Annotated in this window: 18 protein-coding genes; 9 read left to right on the top strand and 9 right to left on the bottom strand. The window is 40.0% G+C overall.

Annotated elements, in window-relative coordinates:
* On the bottom strand, positions 1-1,713 hold the full coding sequence (gene ilvB / locus BN1609_RS04075) for a biosynthetic-type acetolactate synthase large subunit (protein ID WP_179946381.1): 1,713 nt from the start codon (positions 1,711-1,713) through the stop codon (positions 1-3).
* Between the two features lie 9 nt (positions 1,714-1,722).
* Positions 1,723-3,414, bottom strand: a complete 1,692-nt coding sequence (gene ilvD, locus BN1609_RS04070; protein ID WP_088809599.1) for a dihydroxy-acid dehydratase — start codon at positions 3,412-3,414, stop codon at positions 1,723-1,725.
* A 633-nt stretch (positions 3,415-4,047) separates the two neighbouring features.
* Here ilvD and BN1609_RS04065 point away from each other — a divergent pair.
* Both BN1609_RS04065 and BN1609_RS04060 read left to right on the top strand, forming a co-directional pair.
* Positions 4,048-4,569, top strand: coding sequence for a GNAT family N-acetyltransferase (locus tag BN1609_RS04065; protein WP_088838907.1), 522 nt, complete (start codon positions 4,048-4,050; stop codon positions 4,567-4,569).
* Positions 4,566-5,033, top strand: a complete 468-nt coding sequence (locus BN1609_RS04060) for a DUF6884 domain-containing protein (protein ID WP_088840536.1) — start codon at positions 4,566-4,568, stop codon at positions 5,031-5,033. The genes BN1609_RS04065 and BN1609_RS04060 overlap by 4 nt, the downstream gene beginning before the upstream one ends.
* Here BN1609_RS04060 and BN1609_RS13965 read toward each other — a convergent pair.
* Together BN1609_RS13965 and BN1609_RS04050 are read right to left on the bottom strand one after the other, a co-directional pair.
* Complete coding sequence (locus BN1609_RS13965) at positions 5,010-5,147, bottom strand: hypothetical protein (protein ID WP_088809602.1); 138 nt, start codon at positions 5,145-5,147, stop codon at positions 5,010-5,012. The genes BN1609_RS04060 and BN1609_RS13965 overlap by 24 nt on opposite strands.
* Positions 5,148-5,164: 17 nt before the next feature.
* Positions 5,165-5,596, bottom strand: coding sequence for a YueI family protein (locus tag BN1609_RS04050; protein WP_088809603.1), 432 nt, complete (start codon positions 5,594-5,596; stop codon positions 5,165-5,167).
* Between the two features lie 238 nt (positions 5,597-5,834).
* On the opposite strand from BN1609_RS04050, the gene BN1609_RS04045 reads away from it, so the two are divergent.
* Positions 5,835-6,503, top strand: a complete 669-nt coding sequence (locus BN1609_RS04045; RefSeq protein ID WP_088840535.1) for a uracil-DNA glycosylase — start codon at positions 5,835-5,837, stop codon at positions 6,501-6,503.
* A 139-nt stretch (positions 6,504-6,642) separates the two neighbouring features.
* On the opposite strand, the gene zwf is transcribed toward BN1609_RS04045, so the two are convergent.
* Positions 6,643-8,124: a glucose-6-phosphate dehydrogenase gene (gene zwf, locus BN1609_RS04040; protein WP_088809605.1), complete on the bottom strand. Its 1,482-nt coding sequence runs from the start codon at positions 8,122-8,124 to the stop codon at positions 6,643-6,645.
* 233 nt (positions 8,125-8,357) lie between these two features.
* Here zwf and rnz point away from each other — a divergent pair, with 233 nt between their 5' ends.
* From rnz to BN1609_RS04020, 4 genes are all read left to right on the top strand, one after another.
* Positions 8,358-9,272, top strand: a complete 915-nt coding sequence (rnz, locus tag BN1609_RS04035; RefSeq protein ID WP_088816115.1) for a ribonuclease Z — start codon at positions 8,358-8,360, stop codon at positions 9,270-9,272.
* Positions 9,273-9,281: 9 nt separating this feature from the next.
* A complete protein-coding gene (locus tag BN1609_RS04030; protein ID WP_088816114.1) occupies positions 9,282-10,073 on the top strand; it encodes an SDR family oxidoreductase in 792 nt (263 codons plus the stop codon).
* 92 nt (positions 10,074-10,165) lie between these two features.
* The gene (dinB, locus tag BN1609_RS04025; RefSeq protein WP_088809608.1) at positions 10,166-11,236 is read left to right on the top strand and encodes a DNA polymerase IV; all 1,071 of its coding nucleotides are present in this window, start codon (positions 10,166-10,168) and stop codon (positions 11,234-11,236) included.
* A gap of 12 nt (positions 11,237-11,248) precedes the next feature.
* The gene (locus tag BN1609_RS04020) at positions 11,249-11,755 is read left to right on the top strand and encodes a GNAT family N-acetyltransferase (protein ID WP_088809609.1); all 507 of its coding nucleotides are present in this window, start codon (positions 11,249-11,251) and stop codon (positions 11,753-11,755) included.
* A gap of 53 nt (positions 11,756-11,808) precedes the next feature.
* On the opposite strand, the gene BN1609_RS04015 is transcribed toward BN1609_RS04020, so the two are convergent.
* Together BN1609_RS04015 and BN1609_RS04010 are read right to left on the bottom strand one after the other, a co-directional pair.
* Positions 11,809-13,002 (bottom strand): toxic anion resistance protein, encoded by a 1,194-nt coding sequence (locus tag BN1609_RS04015; protein ID WP_088809610.1) that lies wholly within the window; start codon positions 13,000-13,002, stop codon positions 11,809-11,811.
* Positions 12,995-13,642, bottom strand: coding sequence for a 5-bromo-4-chloroindolyl phosphate hydrolysis family protein (locus tag BN1609_RS04010; protein WP_088809611.1), 648 nt, complete (start codon positions 13,640-13,642; stop codon positions 12,995-12,997). Before BN1609_RS04010 ends, BN1609_RS04015 begins: the two co-directional genes overlap by 8 nt.
* 221 nt (positions 13,643-13,863) lie before the next feature.
* Here BN1609_RS04010 and BN1609_RS04005 point away from each other — a divergent pair, with 221 nt between their 5' ends.
* Positions 13,864-14,448, top strand: a complete 585-nt coding sequence (locus BN1609_RS04005) for an NUDIX domain-containing protein (protein WP_088840534.1) — start codon at positions 13,864-13,866, stop codon at positions 14,446-14,448.
* An 80-nt stretch (positions 14,449-14,528) separates the two neighbouring features.
* Here BN1609_RS04005 and BN1609_RS04000 read toward each other — a convergent pair whose 3' ends face one another.
* Both BN1609_RS04000 and BN1609_RS03995 read right to left on the bottom strand, forming a co-directional pair.
* Complete coding sequence (locus tag BN1609_RS04000) at positions 14,529-15,527, bottom strand: NAD(P)/FAD-dependent oxidoreductase (RefSeq protein WP_369821516.1); 999 nt, start codon at positions 15,525-15,527, stop codon at positions 14,529-14,531.
* Complete coding sequence (locus BN1609_RS03995; protein ID WP_088809613.1) at positions 15,505-16,347, bottom strand: ABC transporter ATP-binding protein; 843 nt, start codon at positions 16,345-16,347, stop codon at positions 15,505-15,507. The genes BN1609_RS04000 and BN1609_RS03995 overlap by 23 nt, the downstream gene beginning before the upstream one ends.
* Positions 16,348-16,666: 319 nt before the next feature.
* On the opposite strand from BN1609_RS03995, the gene BN1609_RS03990 reads away from it, so the two are divergent.
* Entirely contained in the window at positions 16,667-17,116 is a 450-nt protein-coding gene (locus BN1609_RS03990; RefSeq protein ID WP_088809614.1) for a Fur family transcriptional regulator, read from the top strand.
* Positions 17,117-17,224: the final 108 nt, after the last annotated feature.

Here is a 17,224-nt window from a genome sequence, read left to right as displayed (position 1 = left end):
TCACTCGACTCCCTCCATCTGATGATTCGGTTTTCCACTCGGCACCATCGGCAGCACGAGCTCATTTTTTGAAATATGAACATCAATGACAGCAGGACCATCGTGTGAAAAAGCTTCGCGTAATTTCGCTTCAAGCGTTTCAGGGGCTGTGATGCGTACACTCTTGACCCCGTATGCTTCACTAAGCTTCACAAAATCAGGCTGACTTTGGAAAATGGAATGTGAAAAGCGCTCATTGTGGAATTTTTCCTGCCACTGTCTGACCATCCCAAGAGAGCCATTGTTTAAAATAATCGTCTTAAGTGCGATGCCGTAATCATTTAAAATCGCCAGTTCCTGCGACGTCATTTGAAAGCCACCATCGCCAACAAAAGCCACGACCGTTTTATTTGGAAAAGCTAACTTTGCGCCAATCCCAGCTGGAATCCCAAAGCCCATCGTGCCTAGACCGCCACTTGTAATAATTTGATGGTCAAATTGGAAAGGATAAAATTGTGCCACCCACATTTGATGCTGCCCAACGTCCGTTGCCACAAGCGCCTCACCATTTGTTAATTCACCAACGAGTTCAATTACTTTTTGCGGTTTAATCTCAGCATTTTGTTTCCGGTCATATGAATAAGGATGTCGTTCTTTTCGCGTCATATTTAATTTGTGCCAGTGGGCAATATCTTCCTTGTCCGCTAAATCCATTTTTAAAATTTGCTGTAGCGTTTCATTAATGTCTGCCACAATAGGAATTTGCGTCGGAATAATTTTACCAATTTCCGCTGGGTCAATATCAACATGAGCAATAACAGCGTGTTTGGCAAATTCTTTTGGTGCGCTTGCTAAACGATCATCGAAGCGTGAACCAAAGTTGATGAGCAAATCGCAATCTGTTAGCGCCATGTTGGCAGCATAGGAGCCATGCATACCGCCCATACCAAGAAAAAGTTCGTGATCAGAAGGGAAGCTCCCAAGACCAAGTAAGGTATTCACAACTGGTATTTCATAACGTTCTGCAAATTCTAAAAGTTCAGCCGTCGCGCGCGAATGATTTACGCCTGCACCTGCTAAAATGAGCGGCTTATTCGCTTTTTCAAGCGCCTGCATCAATTTTTCTACTTGCAATGGATTCGGTAAGTAAGTAGGTTGGTATCCCGGTAAATCAATTGTATCGGGATGTACCACATCCGTATGCGCAATTCCAATGTCTTTTGGAATATCAATTACAACAGGGCCTTTTCGACCGGTTGTCGCAATATGAAATGCTTCATTTACAATTCGTGGTAAGTCACGCACATCGCGCACTTGGTAATTGTATTTTGTAATCGGAATGGTTAGCCCAATCATATCAGCCTCTTGGAAGGCGTCTTTACCAATTCCCGGCGTATGAACTTGGCCAGTAAAAACGACTAAAGGAATTGAATCGCTCATGGCATCAGCAATTCCAGTTAGCACGTTCGTAGCACCAGGCCCACTTGTCACAACAACAACGCCTGGTTTGCCCGTCACTTTCGCATAACCTTCCGCCGCATGAATGGCACCTTGTTCGTGTCTTGCCAAAATATGCGGAATATTGCAGTCATAAAATCCATCGTAAAGCGGTAGAACGGCACCACCCGGATAGCCAAAAATCATTTCAACGTTTTGTTTATTCAAGGCATCAATTAGCAGTTCGGCGCCTGTTTTTGCTGCCGTGTCGCTTACTTCGTTTTTTAGCATCTTCATCACCTCGTTTTAATCTAATAAGTCTTCTGGAATTTGCATAACGCCGCCTGTATGAGCCGATGTGACGAGCGCTGTGTAACGAGCCAAATAACCCGTTTTTACTTTTGCTTTAAAAGGTTGTAGTTCTTGTTTGCGCGCTTCAAGTTCGGCATCTGACACGTCCACGTTTAGCGTTCTGTTCGGCAAGTCGATGATAATTTGGTCACCGTCCCGAACGAGTGCAATCGGACCACCCGCTGCTGCTTCTGGTGAAATATGACCGACGGCAATGCCGCGAGTTGCTCCGGAAAATCTACCGTCTGTGATGAGCGCCACATCTTTACCAAGTCCGCGACCAACGATAGAAGAGGTTGGTGCGAGCATTTCTGGCATTCCCGGACCGCCTTTTGGTCCTTCATAGCGAATGACCACGACGTGACCTTCTTTTACGGTATGATTATCAATCGCTTCAACCGCTTCATCGTGTGAACTAAAGCAAATCGCTTCGCCTTTAAACACTTGAACGGACGGATCTACACCGCCGACTTTAATCGCCGCTCCTTTTGGTGCAATGTTGCCAAAGAGAATGGATAACCCGCCAACAGGGCTATAAGGATCTTCTTTCGGATGAATGACTTTTTCATTTTTGATTGCCGCATCCGCTACATTTTCGCGAATCGTTTTGCCCGTTACCGTGATTCGGTCAGGGTGAATCGCATTTTCAAGTTCCACAAGTTCTTTCACTATGGCAGAAACGCCACCAGCCTCATGAACATCGTGCATCGAATAGGCGGAAGACGGGGCGATTTTTGAAAGGTAGGGTACACGAGCTGCAATATCATTAATTCGCTCAAGCTCATAATCGATGCCTGCTTCATTAGCAAGCGCGAGCGTGTGCAGTACCGTGTTGGTTGAACCGCCCATCGCCATATCAAGCGCAAACGCATCATCAATGGCATCCTTCGTAACAATATCTCTTGGACGAATGTCCTTTTTAACCAAATCCATCAAATGAAAAGCCGATTTCCGAATCAGTTCGCGCCGGTCATCTGAAACTGCGAGTGTCGTCCCGTTACCCGGAAGAGCAAGACCAAGAATTTCCATCAGACAATTCATGGAGTTGGCAGTGAACATTCCTGCGCATGAACCGCAAGTTGGACACGCGTTTTTTTCCATATCTAAAAATTCTTCTTTCGACATCGAGCCTTCTTTAAATGATCCAACAGCTTCAAAAACGGAGGAGAGCGTTAACGCTTTTCCGGTTGCTGAAAGACCAGCTTTCATCGGGCCACCTGAACAAAAAATAGCGGGGACGTTTGTCCGAACTGATGCGAGCAACATGCCGGGCGTAATTTTATCGCAATTCGGAATATAAAACACGCCATCAAACCAGTGCGCATTAATAACAGTTTCTGCCGCATCCGCAATGATTTCGCGACTCGGTAGGGAATAACGCATACCAATATGTCCCATCGCAATCCCATCATCTACACCAATCGTATTGAACTCAAATGGAATACCGCCAGCTTCGCGAATAGCTTCCTTCGCCACATCTGCAAGTTCACGTAAATGTACGTGACCCGGAACAATATCAATATATGAATTACAGATTGCAATGAATGGCTTATTCATGTCACCCGGGCTTTTTAGTTGCCCCGTTGCATGCAGCAAGCTTCTTGCCGGTGCTTGTTCAACACCTTTTTTGATTTTATCACTTCGCATTTTTCTACCCCTTTTCCTACCATAAATTTTCTAAGCAGAATTTTGTGAATTTACTAAACAATAAATGTATGCTAGCTATCTTTTCAAAAGAAAAAGCACCCCAATTTTGTTCCAAACAAAATGGGATGCTTTGAAAGAATCCCATTTAGTAATTCTAAACAGGACTCGAAACCGCTTGAAATCGCGAATTCAAAGTCCTGCTAGAGTAATAAAATTGTAATGACGGCATTAAATGATACTTGTTTCATGGTCATTAACTCCTTTTAATCAAAATGGGATATAGCATTCATAATTTACCACATCAAAGCTTTAAATCTAGCAAGTGATGTAATGTTATAATTAAATATAAACGTGTTGCTCGTAGAAGTCAACAGTTATTTGAAAATTTTCTGTCAGTTTAGACGATTCAATAATTGAGAATAGAAAAATGATAAATTAGTACCAGGTATAACAATCCACCTATAACTTAAAAGAAAACGCTTTCTCGATGAAAATAAAAAAAGAAAACAGAATAGTTTTACTTTTTGATTAAAATTATTATATTTTTATCACGATGGACCCAAAAGTATACAAGTGGAGCTTTTTTTGATAAGTTTAAATTAGTAAATTTGATGAGGAAAGCAAGGGAATAAAATGGAACCTTTGGAAACAAGACGGTTGCTTTTAATTGAATATACATTTGAAATGATTGAGGCCACAATTAAAGGTATTTCAGAGCTCGAAAAAGTGACGGGATACGATGTTTCAGAAGAATGGCCGGGAATCGATTTCTTTTTTTATTTACCATATGTTCTGGAAAATGTGAAAAACAAACCTGAGATGACAAAGTGGACAAAACTTGTTGTCTTAAAAGAAGAAGGCATTGTAATCGGTGAAATTGGTGGGCAAGGGAATCCCGACGAAACAGGAGAAATTGAGCTCGGATACAGCATTGTAGAAAGCTATCAAGGCCATGGATACATGAAAGAGGCGTTAGCTGAAATGGTTTTGTGGCTTGTCGCGCAGAAAAAAATAACCCGCATTTTTGCGCGGTCATTTGAGCATAATTTAGCTTCGATACATGTTTTACAAGGCACCGGCTTTAAATACCGAGAAGGTCACGATGAAATGCAACTAGGCGGGAAAATTACACTTTGGGAGCTGGATCAAACATGATGATAATTCCTTCTGGGAAACCTAAGATATGGGATAAAAATCCAAAATATGGTTCTTGTCAGGCAAGAAAAGCATACACTGGAACGTTTCATAAACTCTGTCAGGCTTACGCAGAAAAATTTGCAGATGAATACGTGATTTTGTCCCCAAAATACGGATTCCTGCACCCAAATGATACCCTTTTGAAAACATATGATGTCCGTTTCAATCAAAAAGGCGTCACAGCTGAAACTATTCAACTAGACGCACTAAAAGCGCAGTGGCGCGCATTAAAACTTGAAAATCAAGAATCAATTATTCTACTTGGTGGCAAAAAATATGGTCCGCTTCTGGAACAAATCACAGGTGGTACGCAGCAATTTGTGCAGCCACTCATTGGCTACTCGGGAATTGGCGTGATGCAGGCAAAATTGAAACAAGCCATTTTGTCCAATCAGCCGTTAAATGCGTGTGAGCATGAATAAAGCGGCTGTAATTAATAAGAAAAGTACGCCCATATTGACGTTTTTTCGAATGAAAAAGTAAAGTGATTGAATTAGCATTAGCGCGCATAATGCGACAACAACTATGTGTAACATCTTTTAAACCTCCTATGCTAATTTAAAATTTCTTTGATTTTGTCTAAAAGGGAGCGTTTCTCTGTGTTTTCAGGTTCCTTTTGCTCCGCATGTAAATGGACGTCTTCGATATTCACTTCTTTTGTATCGGCTAAAACGAGATAAATATCGGTATCCTCTTCTTCACGTGACACAATTGAAAACTCGTGTTTCGTTCGTTCAGCAATTTGGATATATGGCCGAAGCAGCGCGTATCCAAGTGCGCCATTTAAAAGTAATTTGGAACCTTCATACGTGAGAACCTTTTCTTCTAGTTCAGGCAACATTTTTTTAGAAAGAACTTCACTTTTATTTAACGCAACAATGACGCGTTCTCGGTACGTTCCCAAATATTTCTTTTTTTCTGCTGGATTCAATTCTTTCGGACCATATAACCCGTTGTCGATGTAGTCTTGCAAATTATCAGCCATTTTACAACTGCTCCTTTAAGATTATTCTCTTTCATTTTAGCATGTGCCCATTTAAATTCAAGCTTGAATAATCAATTTGCACTTTATTTTTAACTTCTAGGTATGATATAATTTTTATAACTACGTTTTGTAGTATAAGTTAGGGCAATCTAAAAAAATACATAAGATGAGGCTTAGAAAGTATGCTAGGCGTATATTTTCTTTTTAGTCAAAAAAGAAAGCAAGAGGTGTAAGCTTAATGAAAAGCTGGAGTGAATTTTTAGAGCAGGAAGCGAATGAAACTTATTTTGTCGAACTGATGGAAAAAGTTGGTGTGGCACGTCGTTTAGGAAATGTTTATCCACCTGAAGAAGATATGTTTTCCTGTTTTAAATTATGCCCATATGAAAAGACTAAAGTGGTCATTATCGGGCAAGATCCGTATCACCGCGCGGGGCAGGCGCATGGACTTAGTTTCTCGGTTAAACCGGGGCAAAAAATTCCGCCTAGCTTGCGAAATATGTATAAAGAGTTGAAAACGGACTTAAATATTGATGCGCCAAATCATGGTTATTTAGGTGGTTGGGCGGAGCAAGGTGTTTTGATGATGAACACAAGTTGGAGCGTTCAGGAAGGGGCGGCGGGAAGCCATAAATCATACGGCTGGGCTACTTTCACGAAAAGAGTGTTAGCTGAACTAAATGATTACCCCGAACCACTTGTGTTTATTCTTTGGGGCAACCACGCTCAAAAGGTAGCAGAAGGTGTGACGAATCCAAAACATTATTTAATTAAAGGAACACACCCATCACCACTTGCGGCAAATGGTGGATTTTTTGGAAGCCAACCATTTTCAAAAGCAAATGACTTTCTCGAAAAATCTGGGCGCGGGAAAATTGATTGGGCCCTCCAAAATATAAACAGCTAAGGGAAGTAATGATAAGATTAGAGGCATTAAATTCCCAAATGGAGCCAAAAACAGAAGCAGAGCTTTTGCGATTAGCCATAAAAGTGCGGACAATGTTTAAAAACAAGCGGCGAGGATTTAATTCCTCGCCGCTTGTTTTTTATTCTTCATGAACTTTAAACCAGCTAAAGCCATCCTTAGCGAGTAGTTCATCTGCTTCATCTGGCCCCATCGTGCCAGGTTTATAATTCGGGAAGTGTCCCTTCGTGTTTTTCCAAACATCTGCCACGTGATCGATGAAATTCCAAGATAGACTTACCTCATCCCAATGTGAGAAGTAAGTGGCATCACCACGTAAGCAGTCTAAAATGAGTTTTTCGTATGCTTCTGGTGTGTTCATTCCGTCTGGAGAAGAATGAGCGTAGTTTAAATTAATCGGCATGGTTTCCATACCTTGACCAGGCTTTTTAACATTAAGATGTAAAGTGATACCTTCATTAGGTTGGATATGAATGACGAGCACATTGCCGCCTAGTGACATATCGCTACCAAAAAGGTTCATTGGGACGTTTTTAAAGTGAATCGCAATTTGTGTAGCTTTGGCAGCTAAACGTTTACCAGTTCGGATATAGAACGGGACGCCAGTCCAGCGGAAATTATCAATTAATAGTTTCGCCGCGACAAACGTTTCGGTATTGGAGTCTGGATTCACATTGTCTTCTTCGCGGTAACCTTTTAAATCTTTACCAAATGCGTGACCAGAACCGTATTGCCCACGAATGAAGTTTTCTAACACTTCTTCACCTTCATAAACGCGAAGAGAACGTAGTGCTCGTACTTTTTCATGACGAATTTCTTTGGTGGAAAGTTTAATAGGCGGTTCCATAGCAAGTAAGGAAACAATTTGCAAAATATGGTTTTGCACCATATCGCGGAGTGCACCACTTTCATCATAGTAACGCCCGCGGTCTTCAACACCTAAAACTTCACTTAGCGTAACTTGAATATTGTCAATATAACGATTATTCCAAAGTGATTCGATAATAGAATTAGCGAAGCGAATAACGGAAATATTTTGAATCATTTCTTTCCCTAAGTAATGGTCAATACGGTAGATTTCATCTTCATGAAAAGCTTCACGAAGGGAATCATTTAATTCATGAGCACTTTCTAAGTCATGCCCAAACGGTTTTTCAATAATTAAACGATGGAAACCTTTCGTATCAACAAAGCCTTCAGATTTGATGCGGCTTGCAATAATGCCGAAAAAGTTCGGCGCCATAGCTAAGTAGAAAATACGATTGCCAGCTAAATCATATTTTTGATCAAGTTCATCTGACAATGTTTTAAGCGAAACGTAGGACTCTTTATTGGTGACATCATGTGACTGATAGTAAAAATGACTAGCAAATTCATCTGCTTCAGCACTTGAAGCGGCAATATCTTGAATTGATTCTTTCACCTTATCTCGAAAGAAATCATTACTCCATTCCCGGCGCGCAGTTCCAATTACAGCAAAATTTTTCTTTAAATAGCCTTTGCTAAATAAATGATATAGCGAAGGGTAAAGTTTTCGATTTGCTAAATCTCCCGTACCGCCAAAAATTGTAATCAAAGCTTTTTGTTCTAAATTATCTGTCATACGCACTTACCCTCTTTCTCGTTTCTGCTTTAACAAGGATTACATAAATCCATTCGAGCACAAAAAGCTCTATAGCTCCATACTATTTTATCCATTAAAGTATGTTTGTGCAACTGTTTGAACTAGAAAAAGAATGTGAATTTAAAATGAAAACGTTTTATTTCGAGAATTCATTTCATTTTTGAAGGAGTATGATAAAATGGAACATATTGATTTAGAAAGTTGGGAGAAAAATGGAACTTATTTTTCTTGGGACAGGTGCGGGAGTGCCTTCAAAAAATCGCAACGTCACATCAATTGCCATTTCCATGTTAAATGAGCGAAATGCGATTTGGCTGTTTGATTGCGGAGAAGGGACGCAGCATCAAATTTTGCGCAGTTCAATTCGGCTAAGCAAACTTGAAAAAATTTTTATTACACATTTACACGGCGACCATATTTTTGGTTTGCCCGGTCTTTTAAGCAGCCGTTCATTTCAAGGCGGAGAAACAGAATTGACAGTTTATGGTCCGACGGGCATAGCTGCCTTTATCGAAAATTCTTTGGAACTTAGTGGTTCTCATTTGACCTACCCACTTCAGGTCATAGAAGTTGAACCAGGCGAAATTTTCCGCGACAATCAGTGGCAAGTTGTTTGTGATGAGCTCGATCACGGCATTTCGAGCTTTGGTTACCGGTTGGTTGAGGCGGATAAGCCGGGGACACTTGATGCCGCACGACTTAAGCAGGAAGGGGTTCCGGCAGGGCCACTTTATCAGGAATTAAAGCAAGGAAAAAAAGTGGCGCTTCCTGACGGTCGAATGATTGATGGTGAGGCGTTTATTGGGCCAAAACAAAAAGGGCGCATTATTGCGATTTTTGGTGATACGAGGCCACAAGAGAACGAGCGAGCGTTAGCGGAAAATGCAGATATCGTTGTGCATGAAGCGACGTTTGAAGCGTCTAAAGAAGAGATGGCGAAAGAATACATGCATTCAACGACAACCGATGCGGCCAAGCTTGCCCAAATTGCTGGCGCGAAACATCTTATTTTGACGCATATTAGCTCGCGGTACGACAAGGAAGCCAGTTTACAGCTTTGCGACGAGGCGCGTGAAGTGTTTCCAAATACGGATATCGCCGAAGACTTTGCTAGTTTTACTATTTAGGAGGCAAAAATGAATTCTTTTTTAAAAGGAAAAACGGTTCTAATAACGGGCGCTTCAAGCGGTCTTGGCGAAAATTTAGCCCATTATGCGGCGAAATCAGAAGCGAGTGTTATTTTGATTGCGCGAAATGCGGCTAAGCTTACCGAAATTAGTGCGCGTATTGAACGTGACTACCAAGTCAGTACACACGTCTACCCGCTCGATGTGACAGATTTTCTTGCTATGGAACAAATAATCAAAGAAATTTTACAGGCTCACGATATCGACGTGCTAATCAATTGCGCTGGCTTTGGTCTGTTTGAAACGGCAGAAAACACTCCGTTTGAAACGGTGGAAGCGATGTTTGATACGAATGTTTTGGGACTCATTCGCTTGACGCAACTTTTTATTCCGCATTTCAAGGAAAAACGAAGCGGGCATATTGTAAATATTGCTTCTCAAGCCGGCAAAATTGCGACGCCAAAATCGAGTGCGTATGCGGCAACCAAATTTGCGGTGTTAGGCTATTCAAATGCGTTAAGGATGGAACTAAAGGCGGACAACATTAAGGTGACAACGGTGAATCCTGGACCGATTGCGACAAACTTTTTTGACCTTGCAGATGAATCAGGAGAGTATTTAAAAAGCGTAGGATTTTTCGTTTTAAAACCCGAAAAAGTAGCTGAAAAAACAATCCGAATCATTGGGAAAAATCGGCGCGAGGTGAATTTGCCATTTTTGATGAACATAGGGACAAGAATTTATCAAGTAATGCCGAGTGTCGTCGAGTTTTTTGGGCGAAATGCTTTCATGAAAAAATGACGCCATATTAGGCGTTTTTTTTCTTGAAAAAAATTAAGATTCTGGTATAATGGAAATAGAACAAACGTTCGTTTTCAGAGGGGTGGCTTAACATGGATGTGAGCAGAAAGATAATTCATATTGATATGGATGCGTTTTATGCTTCTGTTGAGCAACGCGACCATCCTGAGTACCGCGGGAAACCGCTTATAATCGGCGGCGATCCAAACAAGCGCGGTGTTGTTTCGACCTGTTCTTATGAAGCGCGTAAATTTGGTGTACACTCTGCAATGCCCACAAAACAAGCAGTTAAGCTATGCCCAGAAGGGATTTTCATTCATGGAAACATGGAGCACTATATGGAAATCTCTAGCCAAATTCGCGATATTTTCAGACGCTATACGGACATCATTGAGCCGCTCTCGTTGGACGAGGCGTATTTAGATGTGACAGAAAATAAAAAAAACATGACTTCCGCAACACTTATCGCAAGGGAAATCCAATATGCGATATACAATGAATTAGGCCTCACTTCGTCTGCTGGAGTGTCCTACAATAAATTTATTGCTAAAATAGCATCCGATTATAAAAAGCCAGCCGGTCTGACAGTCGTCCCGCCAGAAAAAGCTGAACAATTTTTAGAAACTATTCCCATTGACAAATTTTATGGAGTAGGAAAAGTAACTTCCGAAAAAATGCATCGTTTAGGCATAAAAACGGGTAAAGACTTAAAAGCATGGAGTGAATGGGATTTGATTCGAGAGTTCCATAAACATGGCTACTACTTGTATCGCCACGTGCGAGGTCGTTCGAATAACATTGTTAATCCGCATCGTGACCGTAAATCAGTTGGGAAAGAAACCACTTTCGAACGAAATGTTTTAAATGAAGCTCTGCTTGAAAAAAGTTTAATGCGGTTTGCGGAAAAGATTGAAACGCGACTACTTAAAATCCAAAAGCACGGAAAAACGGTAGTCTTAAAACTGCGATATAGTGATTTCACGACGATAACAAAACGGATGACGCTTACCGATTATATCCATGATCGCCAAATGATATACGAAGCCGGAGCCGCGCTACTAAATGATGTTTATGATGGTAAAGAAGCTATTCGTCTAATCGGTTTGACCGTCACAAACTTAAAACCCATTCATTTTGAAAATATGCGCCTAGAAGGTATATAAAAGGAGGAGTATATGGTTACAATTCGCGTTGCTGAAAAAAAGGATGCCGAAAATATTATTCGTTATTTAAACGGTGTTGGGGGAGAAACTTCATTTTTAACTTTTGGGAAAAATGAATTTTTAGTTTCCCGTTCAGACGAAGAAGCCATCATCGAAGATTATTTTTATCATCAAAAGGCTTGTATGCTCGTGGCTTATGAACATGATGAGCTAATTAGCGTTGGGCTTGTGATTGTGCCGCCTAAAGAGCGAATGGCGCACCGCGGGGAGATTTCACTTTCTGTGAAAAAAGCGTTTTGGGGACAAGGAATCGGCTCGCAAATGCTGGAGGCGCTTGTCCATTCGGCCGAAACAGCCGGTCTGCACATTTTGACGCTTGAAGTTGTGAGTGAGAACCGAGCTGCCTTTCTGTTATATAAAAAATTCGGATTTAATGTGGCGGGGGAGTATCCCGATTATTTCCGCGTTCACGACAAGTTCTATGCGGTGACACTAATGTACCGCACATTAAAAAACTAGGCTTTGAGATTCCAAAGCCTAGTTTTGCGCGACACGTTTAAGTTATAGTATTTTTAACGTAATTCAATTAAACGATCTTTTAGTTCTTGTTCCATAGAAACGAGTTCTTTTTCTGCTGCAGCACGTTTAGCACGGCCTTCTTGTTGAATTTTAAGTGTTTCTTGCAGTGTTTCAATTAAACTTGATTGCGTATGTTTAAGCGTTTCGATATCCACGATACCTCTTTCGTTTTCACGCGCAGTTTCAATCGCGTTTGTTTTCAGCATGTCAGCATTGCGTTTCAGAAGTTCATTTGTCGTTTCAGAAACTTGACGTTGTGCTTCAACTGCTTGTTGTTGTCTTAAAAGTGTTAAGGCAATCGCCACTTGGTTTTTCCAAAGCGGAATAGCCGTCATAATGGACGATTGAATTTTTTCAGCTAACGCTTGGTTCGTATTTTGGATTAAACGAATTTGCGGTGCTTGTTGAATCGTAATCTGCCGACTAAGTTTTAAGTCATGCACACGTTTTTCAAGACGGTCAGCAAATTGCGTCAAATCATTCACTTCTTGGAAATCCATTTGATCGCCAGTTTCTTCAGCTTTTTTGCGAAGTTCAGGCAACAACTTATCATTGATTTCTTCAAGCTTCAATTCGCCAGCCGCGATATAAATATTCAAAGCTTGAAAATAATCTTTATTTTTATCATAAAGTTGCTCTAAGAAGGAGTTATCTTCCATCAAGCGTTTTTTCGAATGCTCTAGTTTTAAAGCAATTCGGTCGATTTGGGTGCCAATTTTTTGATATTTTGACGTGATTTCATTAATCGATTGTTTCACACGGTGAAACATTTTTGTGAAAATATTTTTATTGCGTGCAGCAAGCTCGTCTGGATCAGCTTCTTGCAGTCGATACATCAAGTCGCTAATGATATCCCCAATCGGACCAACATCTTGCTTCTGCACGTGGGCGAGCATTGAGTGCGAAAAATCATGAAGTTTCGCTTGAGCAGGTGCACCGTATCCAAGAATGGCCGCCTGATTTCCCGCATCAATTTGTTTGCTCAGTTCAAGAGCCTGACGTTTATTGCTTTCGGGAAGCATATCTACGAGGCGAGGCGCCGCGTCATTTTCGCTATTCGTAATGCTCGTGTTTTTTGTATCATCCATTCCGAATGGATTGCTAAGTAAATCATCTAATGTATGATTCATATCTTTCTCAAGTAATTCAGTTTGATTTAATTCTTTTTTTTCACTGTTCTCACTCATGTTTCGAGCTCCTTTCGAACTTTTGTTTTTGCTTGGAAATTGAGTTTTTAGCAACTTCAAGCTCAAAATCAAGACTGTTAACATCTTGATTAAGGAGTGTAAACAAATCCTTTTCAATCACACGGCTCAAATCATTTAAAAGTGAGCGAGTGTCTGACAAAGTTTGATAGATTTTTTTATCTTTAACAGGTTGGCTCTCAAGAAAAGCATATTTCTCAGTAAGTTCTACAAGTGAATCAAGGTGGGAGAAGAAGAAATCTTCCGCTTCGTAAAAACGTTTTGGTTCATCTTTTACAATCCCATAGATTCTTTTCGCCAGTTGAAGTGTTTTGTTACGTTCTTGAAAAGAATAGAGTCCTTTATTTGTAGACATGATTTTTTGAAGGCGCATTATTTTAAGACGCGCTTCCTCTAAATTTGAGCGAATATATTTGAATTCTTTTTTTGTTAAACCTGTCTTTTCGGTTAAAGCTTGGTCACCTGCTTTTGCAGAAAAGAAAAACAGAATAGAAGCTACAGCAATGGTGATTAAAGCAATCAGAAGCCAGCTACTCTTTAAGATGGCTGAAAGAATACCGAATAACACGATGACGATAAAAATGGAACCTGTAAACGCCATAATCTTTTTAAATGTAGTCATTGTTTATCTTCTCCTTCAGATACCTATTCTAAAAAATAAATTTATGTAATCTCTTGGGATTACTTACTTTCATTATACAAGATTTTTTCTTTTTAGAAAGGATGTTTGATTTGACTTCATCATACCATAATTGAAGAAATGATGTTATCAGTCGTGCGATGTAAATTCATCTCGGACCAAATTTTATGTTAAAATATATAAATAGAAAGAAGGTGCTCTAAATGAAGGATTTAGAAGAAAAAACAATTAGTGAGGAAACCATTTTTAAAGGACGTGTTGTGGAGCTTTCTGTAGCAGATGTGCGCCTTCCAAACGGTAAAATCGCGAAAAGAGAGCTCATTAAACATCCGGGAGCAGTGGGGATTATTCCGATTACACACGATGGGAAAATTGTTATGGTCGAGCAATATCGTAAACCTTTAGAGAAAACAGTCGTTGAAATTCCAGCAGGTAAAATGGAAGTAAATGAACCAAAAGAAGAAACAGCACAACGTGAACTAGAAGAAGAAACAGCACAACGTGAACTAGAAGAAGAAACAGGCTATAAGGCAAGTGGACTAGAGTTATTAACTTCTTTTTACACGGCACCAGGCTTTGCTGATGAAATTATCCATATTTATGTCGCACGAGGCTTACATAAACAAAATAAACCTTTAGCCCAAGATGATGATGAATTTATCAATGTTTTAGAAGTCACTTTAGATGAAGCCAAGCAATTAATTGAAGAAGCTTCAATTTGCGATGCCAAAACAATGTTTGCAATTCAATATTTAGAGTTAGAACAATTAAAAGCAGAAGAACAGTAAAAGGTTGGGAAAATGTTATGCCCCGAAAAGTTAGATTTTAGGTCTAACTTTTTTTGGTGGCTCAAAATTCCCAACCTTTTTTAGTGCATAAAATGCTCGTGATGTGTGCTAACCATTGCTTCTGGCGCCGCATTTGGATCCAAATATTTTTTCGCGCTATTGACAGCAATTGGACCTTCGTGAAGCCCCGCTGCAATAATTCGAATTTTTCTCGGATAGCAGGCGACATCGCCGCAAGCATAAATACCTGGCACAGTCGTCTGCATTTCTTTGTCGACTGTTATGCCCCATTCTTCAGTTGCAAATCCCCAGTCACGCATCGTACCAATATCGACTTCAACGCCGTGATTGACAAAAACCGCATCGCACATAACTTTTTTATTTTCCCCAGAATGCTTACAAGTTAATTCAATTTCTTTCAAATTTTCATCACCATGTAAGCTTGTAATCTCGTGGTGCAAATGTGTCGTAATACCAGAAGAATGAACGGCTTTCGCGCGTTCCTCATAGCCTTTGAAGTCATCGCCACGGTAAATAAGTTCAACACTTTTAGCAATCGGAAGAAGCATCAATGCTGCATCAAGCGCCGCATCGCCACCTCCTGAAATGACGACTTTCTTATCTCTAAGCTTTTCCAAATCGCGCAAATGATAGTGAATCTGTGCTGGGAAATTTTCCGCAAAACGAGCTTCGAGCGGATTCATTTTGTAAGTCCCACTACCAACTGCAATAATAATCGTTTTGGTTAAATGAACGGTCCCGTCGTCCGTCTTAATATAGAAAGTGCCATCATTTTGTTTGACGACAGACGTTGCGCGGGTGTTTAAAACAAAGGTCGGATTAAACGTTTCCGCCTGTTTCTTAAAATTAGCGACTAAATCAGCACCGAGAATTTCAGGGATGCCGCCAATATCATGAATCAGCTTTTCAGGATAGAAGTAGCGAATTTTGCCGCCAACATCTGGTTCAGCATCAATAATTTTTGTTTTCATAGAACGAAGACCGCTATAAAATGCGGCATATAGACCGACTGGGCCGCCACCAATTATGGTGACATCAAATAGAGATGGCTTCAACATGATCAAGCTCCCTTACAACATCTTTAATTTCACAACCGTTACAAGTTTCATATGGCAGGCAAAGCGGTACGCCGCTTCTAGGGTCCATTAAAATATCGGCTTTAATATTAAAAACATCTTCTAAAATTTCGCAAGTCATCACTTCTTGAGGTGTTCCGCTTGCGGCAACTTGCCCGTTTTTGATGGCAATCATATGTTCAGCGTACCGTGAAGCATGGTTTAAATCATGTACGACCATAACGATGGTACGATTTTCAGTTTGATTTAACTGCTTCAAAATGTTCATCACATCTAATTGGTGTGTCATATCTAAAAAGGTAGTAGGTTCATCTAAAAATAAAATGGATGTATCTTGTGCAAGTGCCATCGCTATCCAAGCGCGTTGTCTTTGACCACCAGATAAGTTTTCAATAGGGCGGTCTTTAAACTCTTCAAGATTCGTCATTTTAAGCGCCCATTCAATCATATGTTGATCCTCTTTACTGCTGATTTTAAAACCAGTTTGATGAGGACTGCGGCCATAAGCAATGAGTTCATAAACCGTTAAGCCGCCGGGAGCTGTCGGATTTTGTGGCAAGATGGCAAGTTCCTTCGCAATTTGCTTTGTCGCGACTTGATGGATTTTTTTACCATCTAAAATGACATGTCCTTTACTTGGTTTCATAAGGCGAGACATTGTTTTTAAAATGGTAGATTTTCCAGAACCATTTGCGCCAACTAGGGCGGTAATTTTTCCCTTAGGAATAGATATATTTAATGAGTCAACAATAATTCGTTTATCATAAGCAATTTGCAGGTTTTCTGTATATAAGTTTTGCATAAAATCACTCCATTTATTTTAGTGATAATGATTCTCAATGAATTTAGTATAGACGTTTTAGGCGTAACTTTCAAGGCAAACTTTTAGGAAGTAAAAATTATAAATAATAATAATTATAAATAATCTTGATTTTTACTGTAAATGATAATCACTATAGACAGTTTTTGTAAATTATGTTATCGTTATAAACATAGTTATCTGAATGGAAATGCGGATATTTTTAGAGTGTTGAAATGTGAAGATACTCATTTCTAAATAATAATAATTCTAAATAATGGTTTCTGATTGAGAATATTTATTTTTAAAGGGAGGCGTCTATATGGAAGGTCGCATTAAACGAATTAAGGCTCAGCTTCATGATGCGAGTTATAAATTAACGCCGCAACGTGAAGCGACAGTTCGTGTTTTGCTGGAAAATGAAAAAGATCATTTAAGTGCAGAAGAAGTCTTTTTACGTGTGAAGAATATCGCGCCTGATACGGGCCTTGCAACGGTTTATCGGACGCTCGAACTTTTAACGGAGCTGCGTGTTGTCGATAAAATTAATTTTGGTGATGGCGTATCGCGTTATGATTTGCGTAAAGAAGGTGCCAAGCATTTCCATCATCACCTTGTTTGCTTAGAATGCGGATCGGTGGAAGAGATTCAAGAAGACTTGCTTGAAGATGTCGAGAAAATAATTGAACAGCGCTGGAATTTTCTTATTAAAGACCATCGTTTAACGTTTCAAGGTGTTTGTTCAGACTGCAAGAAAAAAAGCAAGAAATAGTTTGGGACTGCTACAAGAATGTAGTAGTTCTTTTTTAATTATATGAAAAAAACAACAATTTCGGAGTGAGCAGATAAAAGTTCACCAGAAAAGGGTTTCATGTTAAAA

The sequence above is a fragment of the Listeria sp. ILCC797 genome (genome assembly GCF_900186185.1).
GTDB lineage: Bacteria > Bacillota > Bacilli > Lactobacillales > Listeriaceae > Listeria > Listeria goaensis.
This window is presented reverse-complemented; position numbering and strand designations above follow the sequence as displayed.

What these genes read in the sequence shown, in the direction of transcription:
- BN1609_RS04020 (WP_088809609.1), top strand. Translation starts at nt 11,249, where the DNA reads ATGGTTACAATTCGCGTTGCTGAAAAAAAGGATGCCGAAAATATTATT.
- BN1609_RS04065 (WP_088838907.1), top strand. Translation starts at nt 4,048, where the DNA reads ATGGAACCTTTGGAAACAAGACGGTTGCTTTTAATTGAATATACATTT.
- BN1609_RS04005 (WP_088840534.1), top strand. Translation starts at nt 13,864, where the DNA reads ATGAAGGATTTAGAAGAAAAAACAATTAGTGAGGAAACCATTTTTAAA.
- BN1609_RS13965 (WP_088809602.1), bottom strand. Translation starts at nt 5,147, where the DNA reads ATGTTACACATAGTTGTTGTCGCATTATGCGCGCTAATGCTAATTCAA.
- BN1609_RS04050 (WP_088809603.1), bottom strand. Translation starts at nt 5,596, where the DNA reads ATGGCTGATAATTTGCAAGACTACATCGACAACGGGTTATATGGTCCG.
- BN1609_RS03990 (WP_088809614.1), top strand. Translation starts at nt 16,667, where the DNA reads ATGGAAGGTCGCATTAAACGAATTAAGGCTCAGCTTCATGATGCGAGT.
- BN1609_RS04000 (WP_369821516.1), bottom strand. Translation starts at nt 15,527, where the DNA reads ATGTTGAAGCCATCTCTATTTGATGTCACCATAATTGGTGGCGGCCCA.
- BN1609_RS04030 (WP_088816114.1), top strand. Translation starts at nt 9,282, where the DNA reads ATGAATTCTTTTTTAAAAGGAAAAACGGTTCTAATAACGGGCGCTTCA.
- BN1609_RS04010 (WP_088809611.1), bottom strand. Translation starts at nt 13,642, where the DNA reads ATGACTACATTTAAAAAGATTATGGCGTTTACAGGTTCCATTTTTATC.
- rnz (WP_088816115.1), top strand. Translation starts at nt 8,358, where the DNA reads ATGGAACTTATTTTTCTTGGGACAGGTGCGGGAGTGCCTTCAAAAAAT.
- dinB (WP_088809608.1), top strand. Translation starts at nt 10,166, where the DNA reads ATGGATGTGAGCAGAAAGATAATTCATATTGATATGGATGCGTTTTAT.
- zwf (WP_088809605.1), bottom strand. Translation starts at nt 8,124, where the DNA reads ATGACAGATAATTTAGAACAAAAAGCTTTGATTACAATTTTTGGCGGT.
- BN1609_RS04060 (WP_088840536.1), top strand. Translation starts at nt 4,566, where the DNA reads ATGATGATAATTCCTTCTGGGAAACCTAAGATATGGGATAAAAATCCA.
- ilvB (WP_179946381.1), bottom strand. Translation starts at nt 1,713, where the DNA reads ATGAAGATGCTAAAAAACGAAGTAAGCGACACGGCAGCAAAAACAGGC.
- BN1609_RS03995 (WP_088809613.1), bottom strand. Translation starts at nt 16,347, where the DNA reads ATGCAAAACTTATATACAGAAAACCTGCAAATTGCTTATGATAAACGA.
- ilvD (WP_088809599.1), bottom strand. Translation starts at nt 3,414, where the DNA reads ATGCGAAGTGATAAAATCAAAAAAGGTGTTGAACAAGCACCGGCAAGA.
- BN1609_RS04045 (WP_088840535.1), top strand. Translation starts at nt 5,835, where the DNA reads ATGAAAAGCTGGAGTGAATTTTTAGAGCAGGAAGCGAATGAAACTTAT.
- BN1609_RS04015 (WP_088809610.1), bottom strand. Translation starts at nt 13,002, where the DNA reads ATGAGTGAGAACAGTGAAAAAAAAGAATTAAATCAAACTGAATTACTT.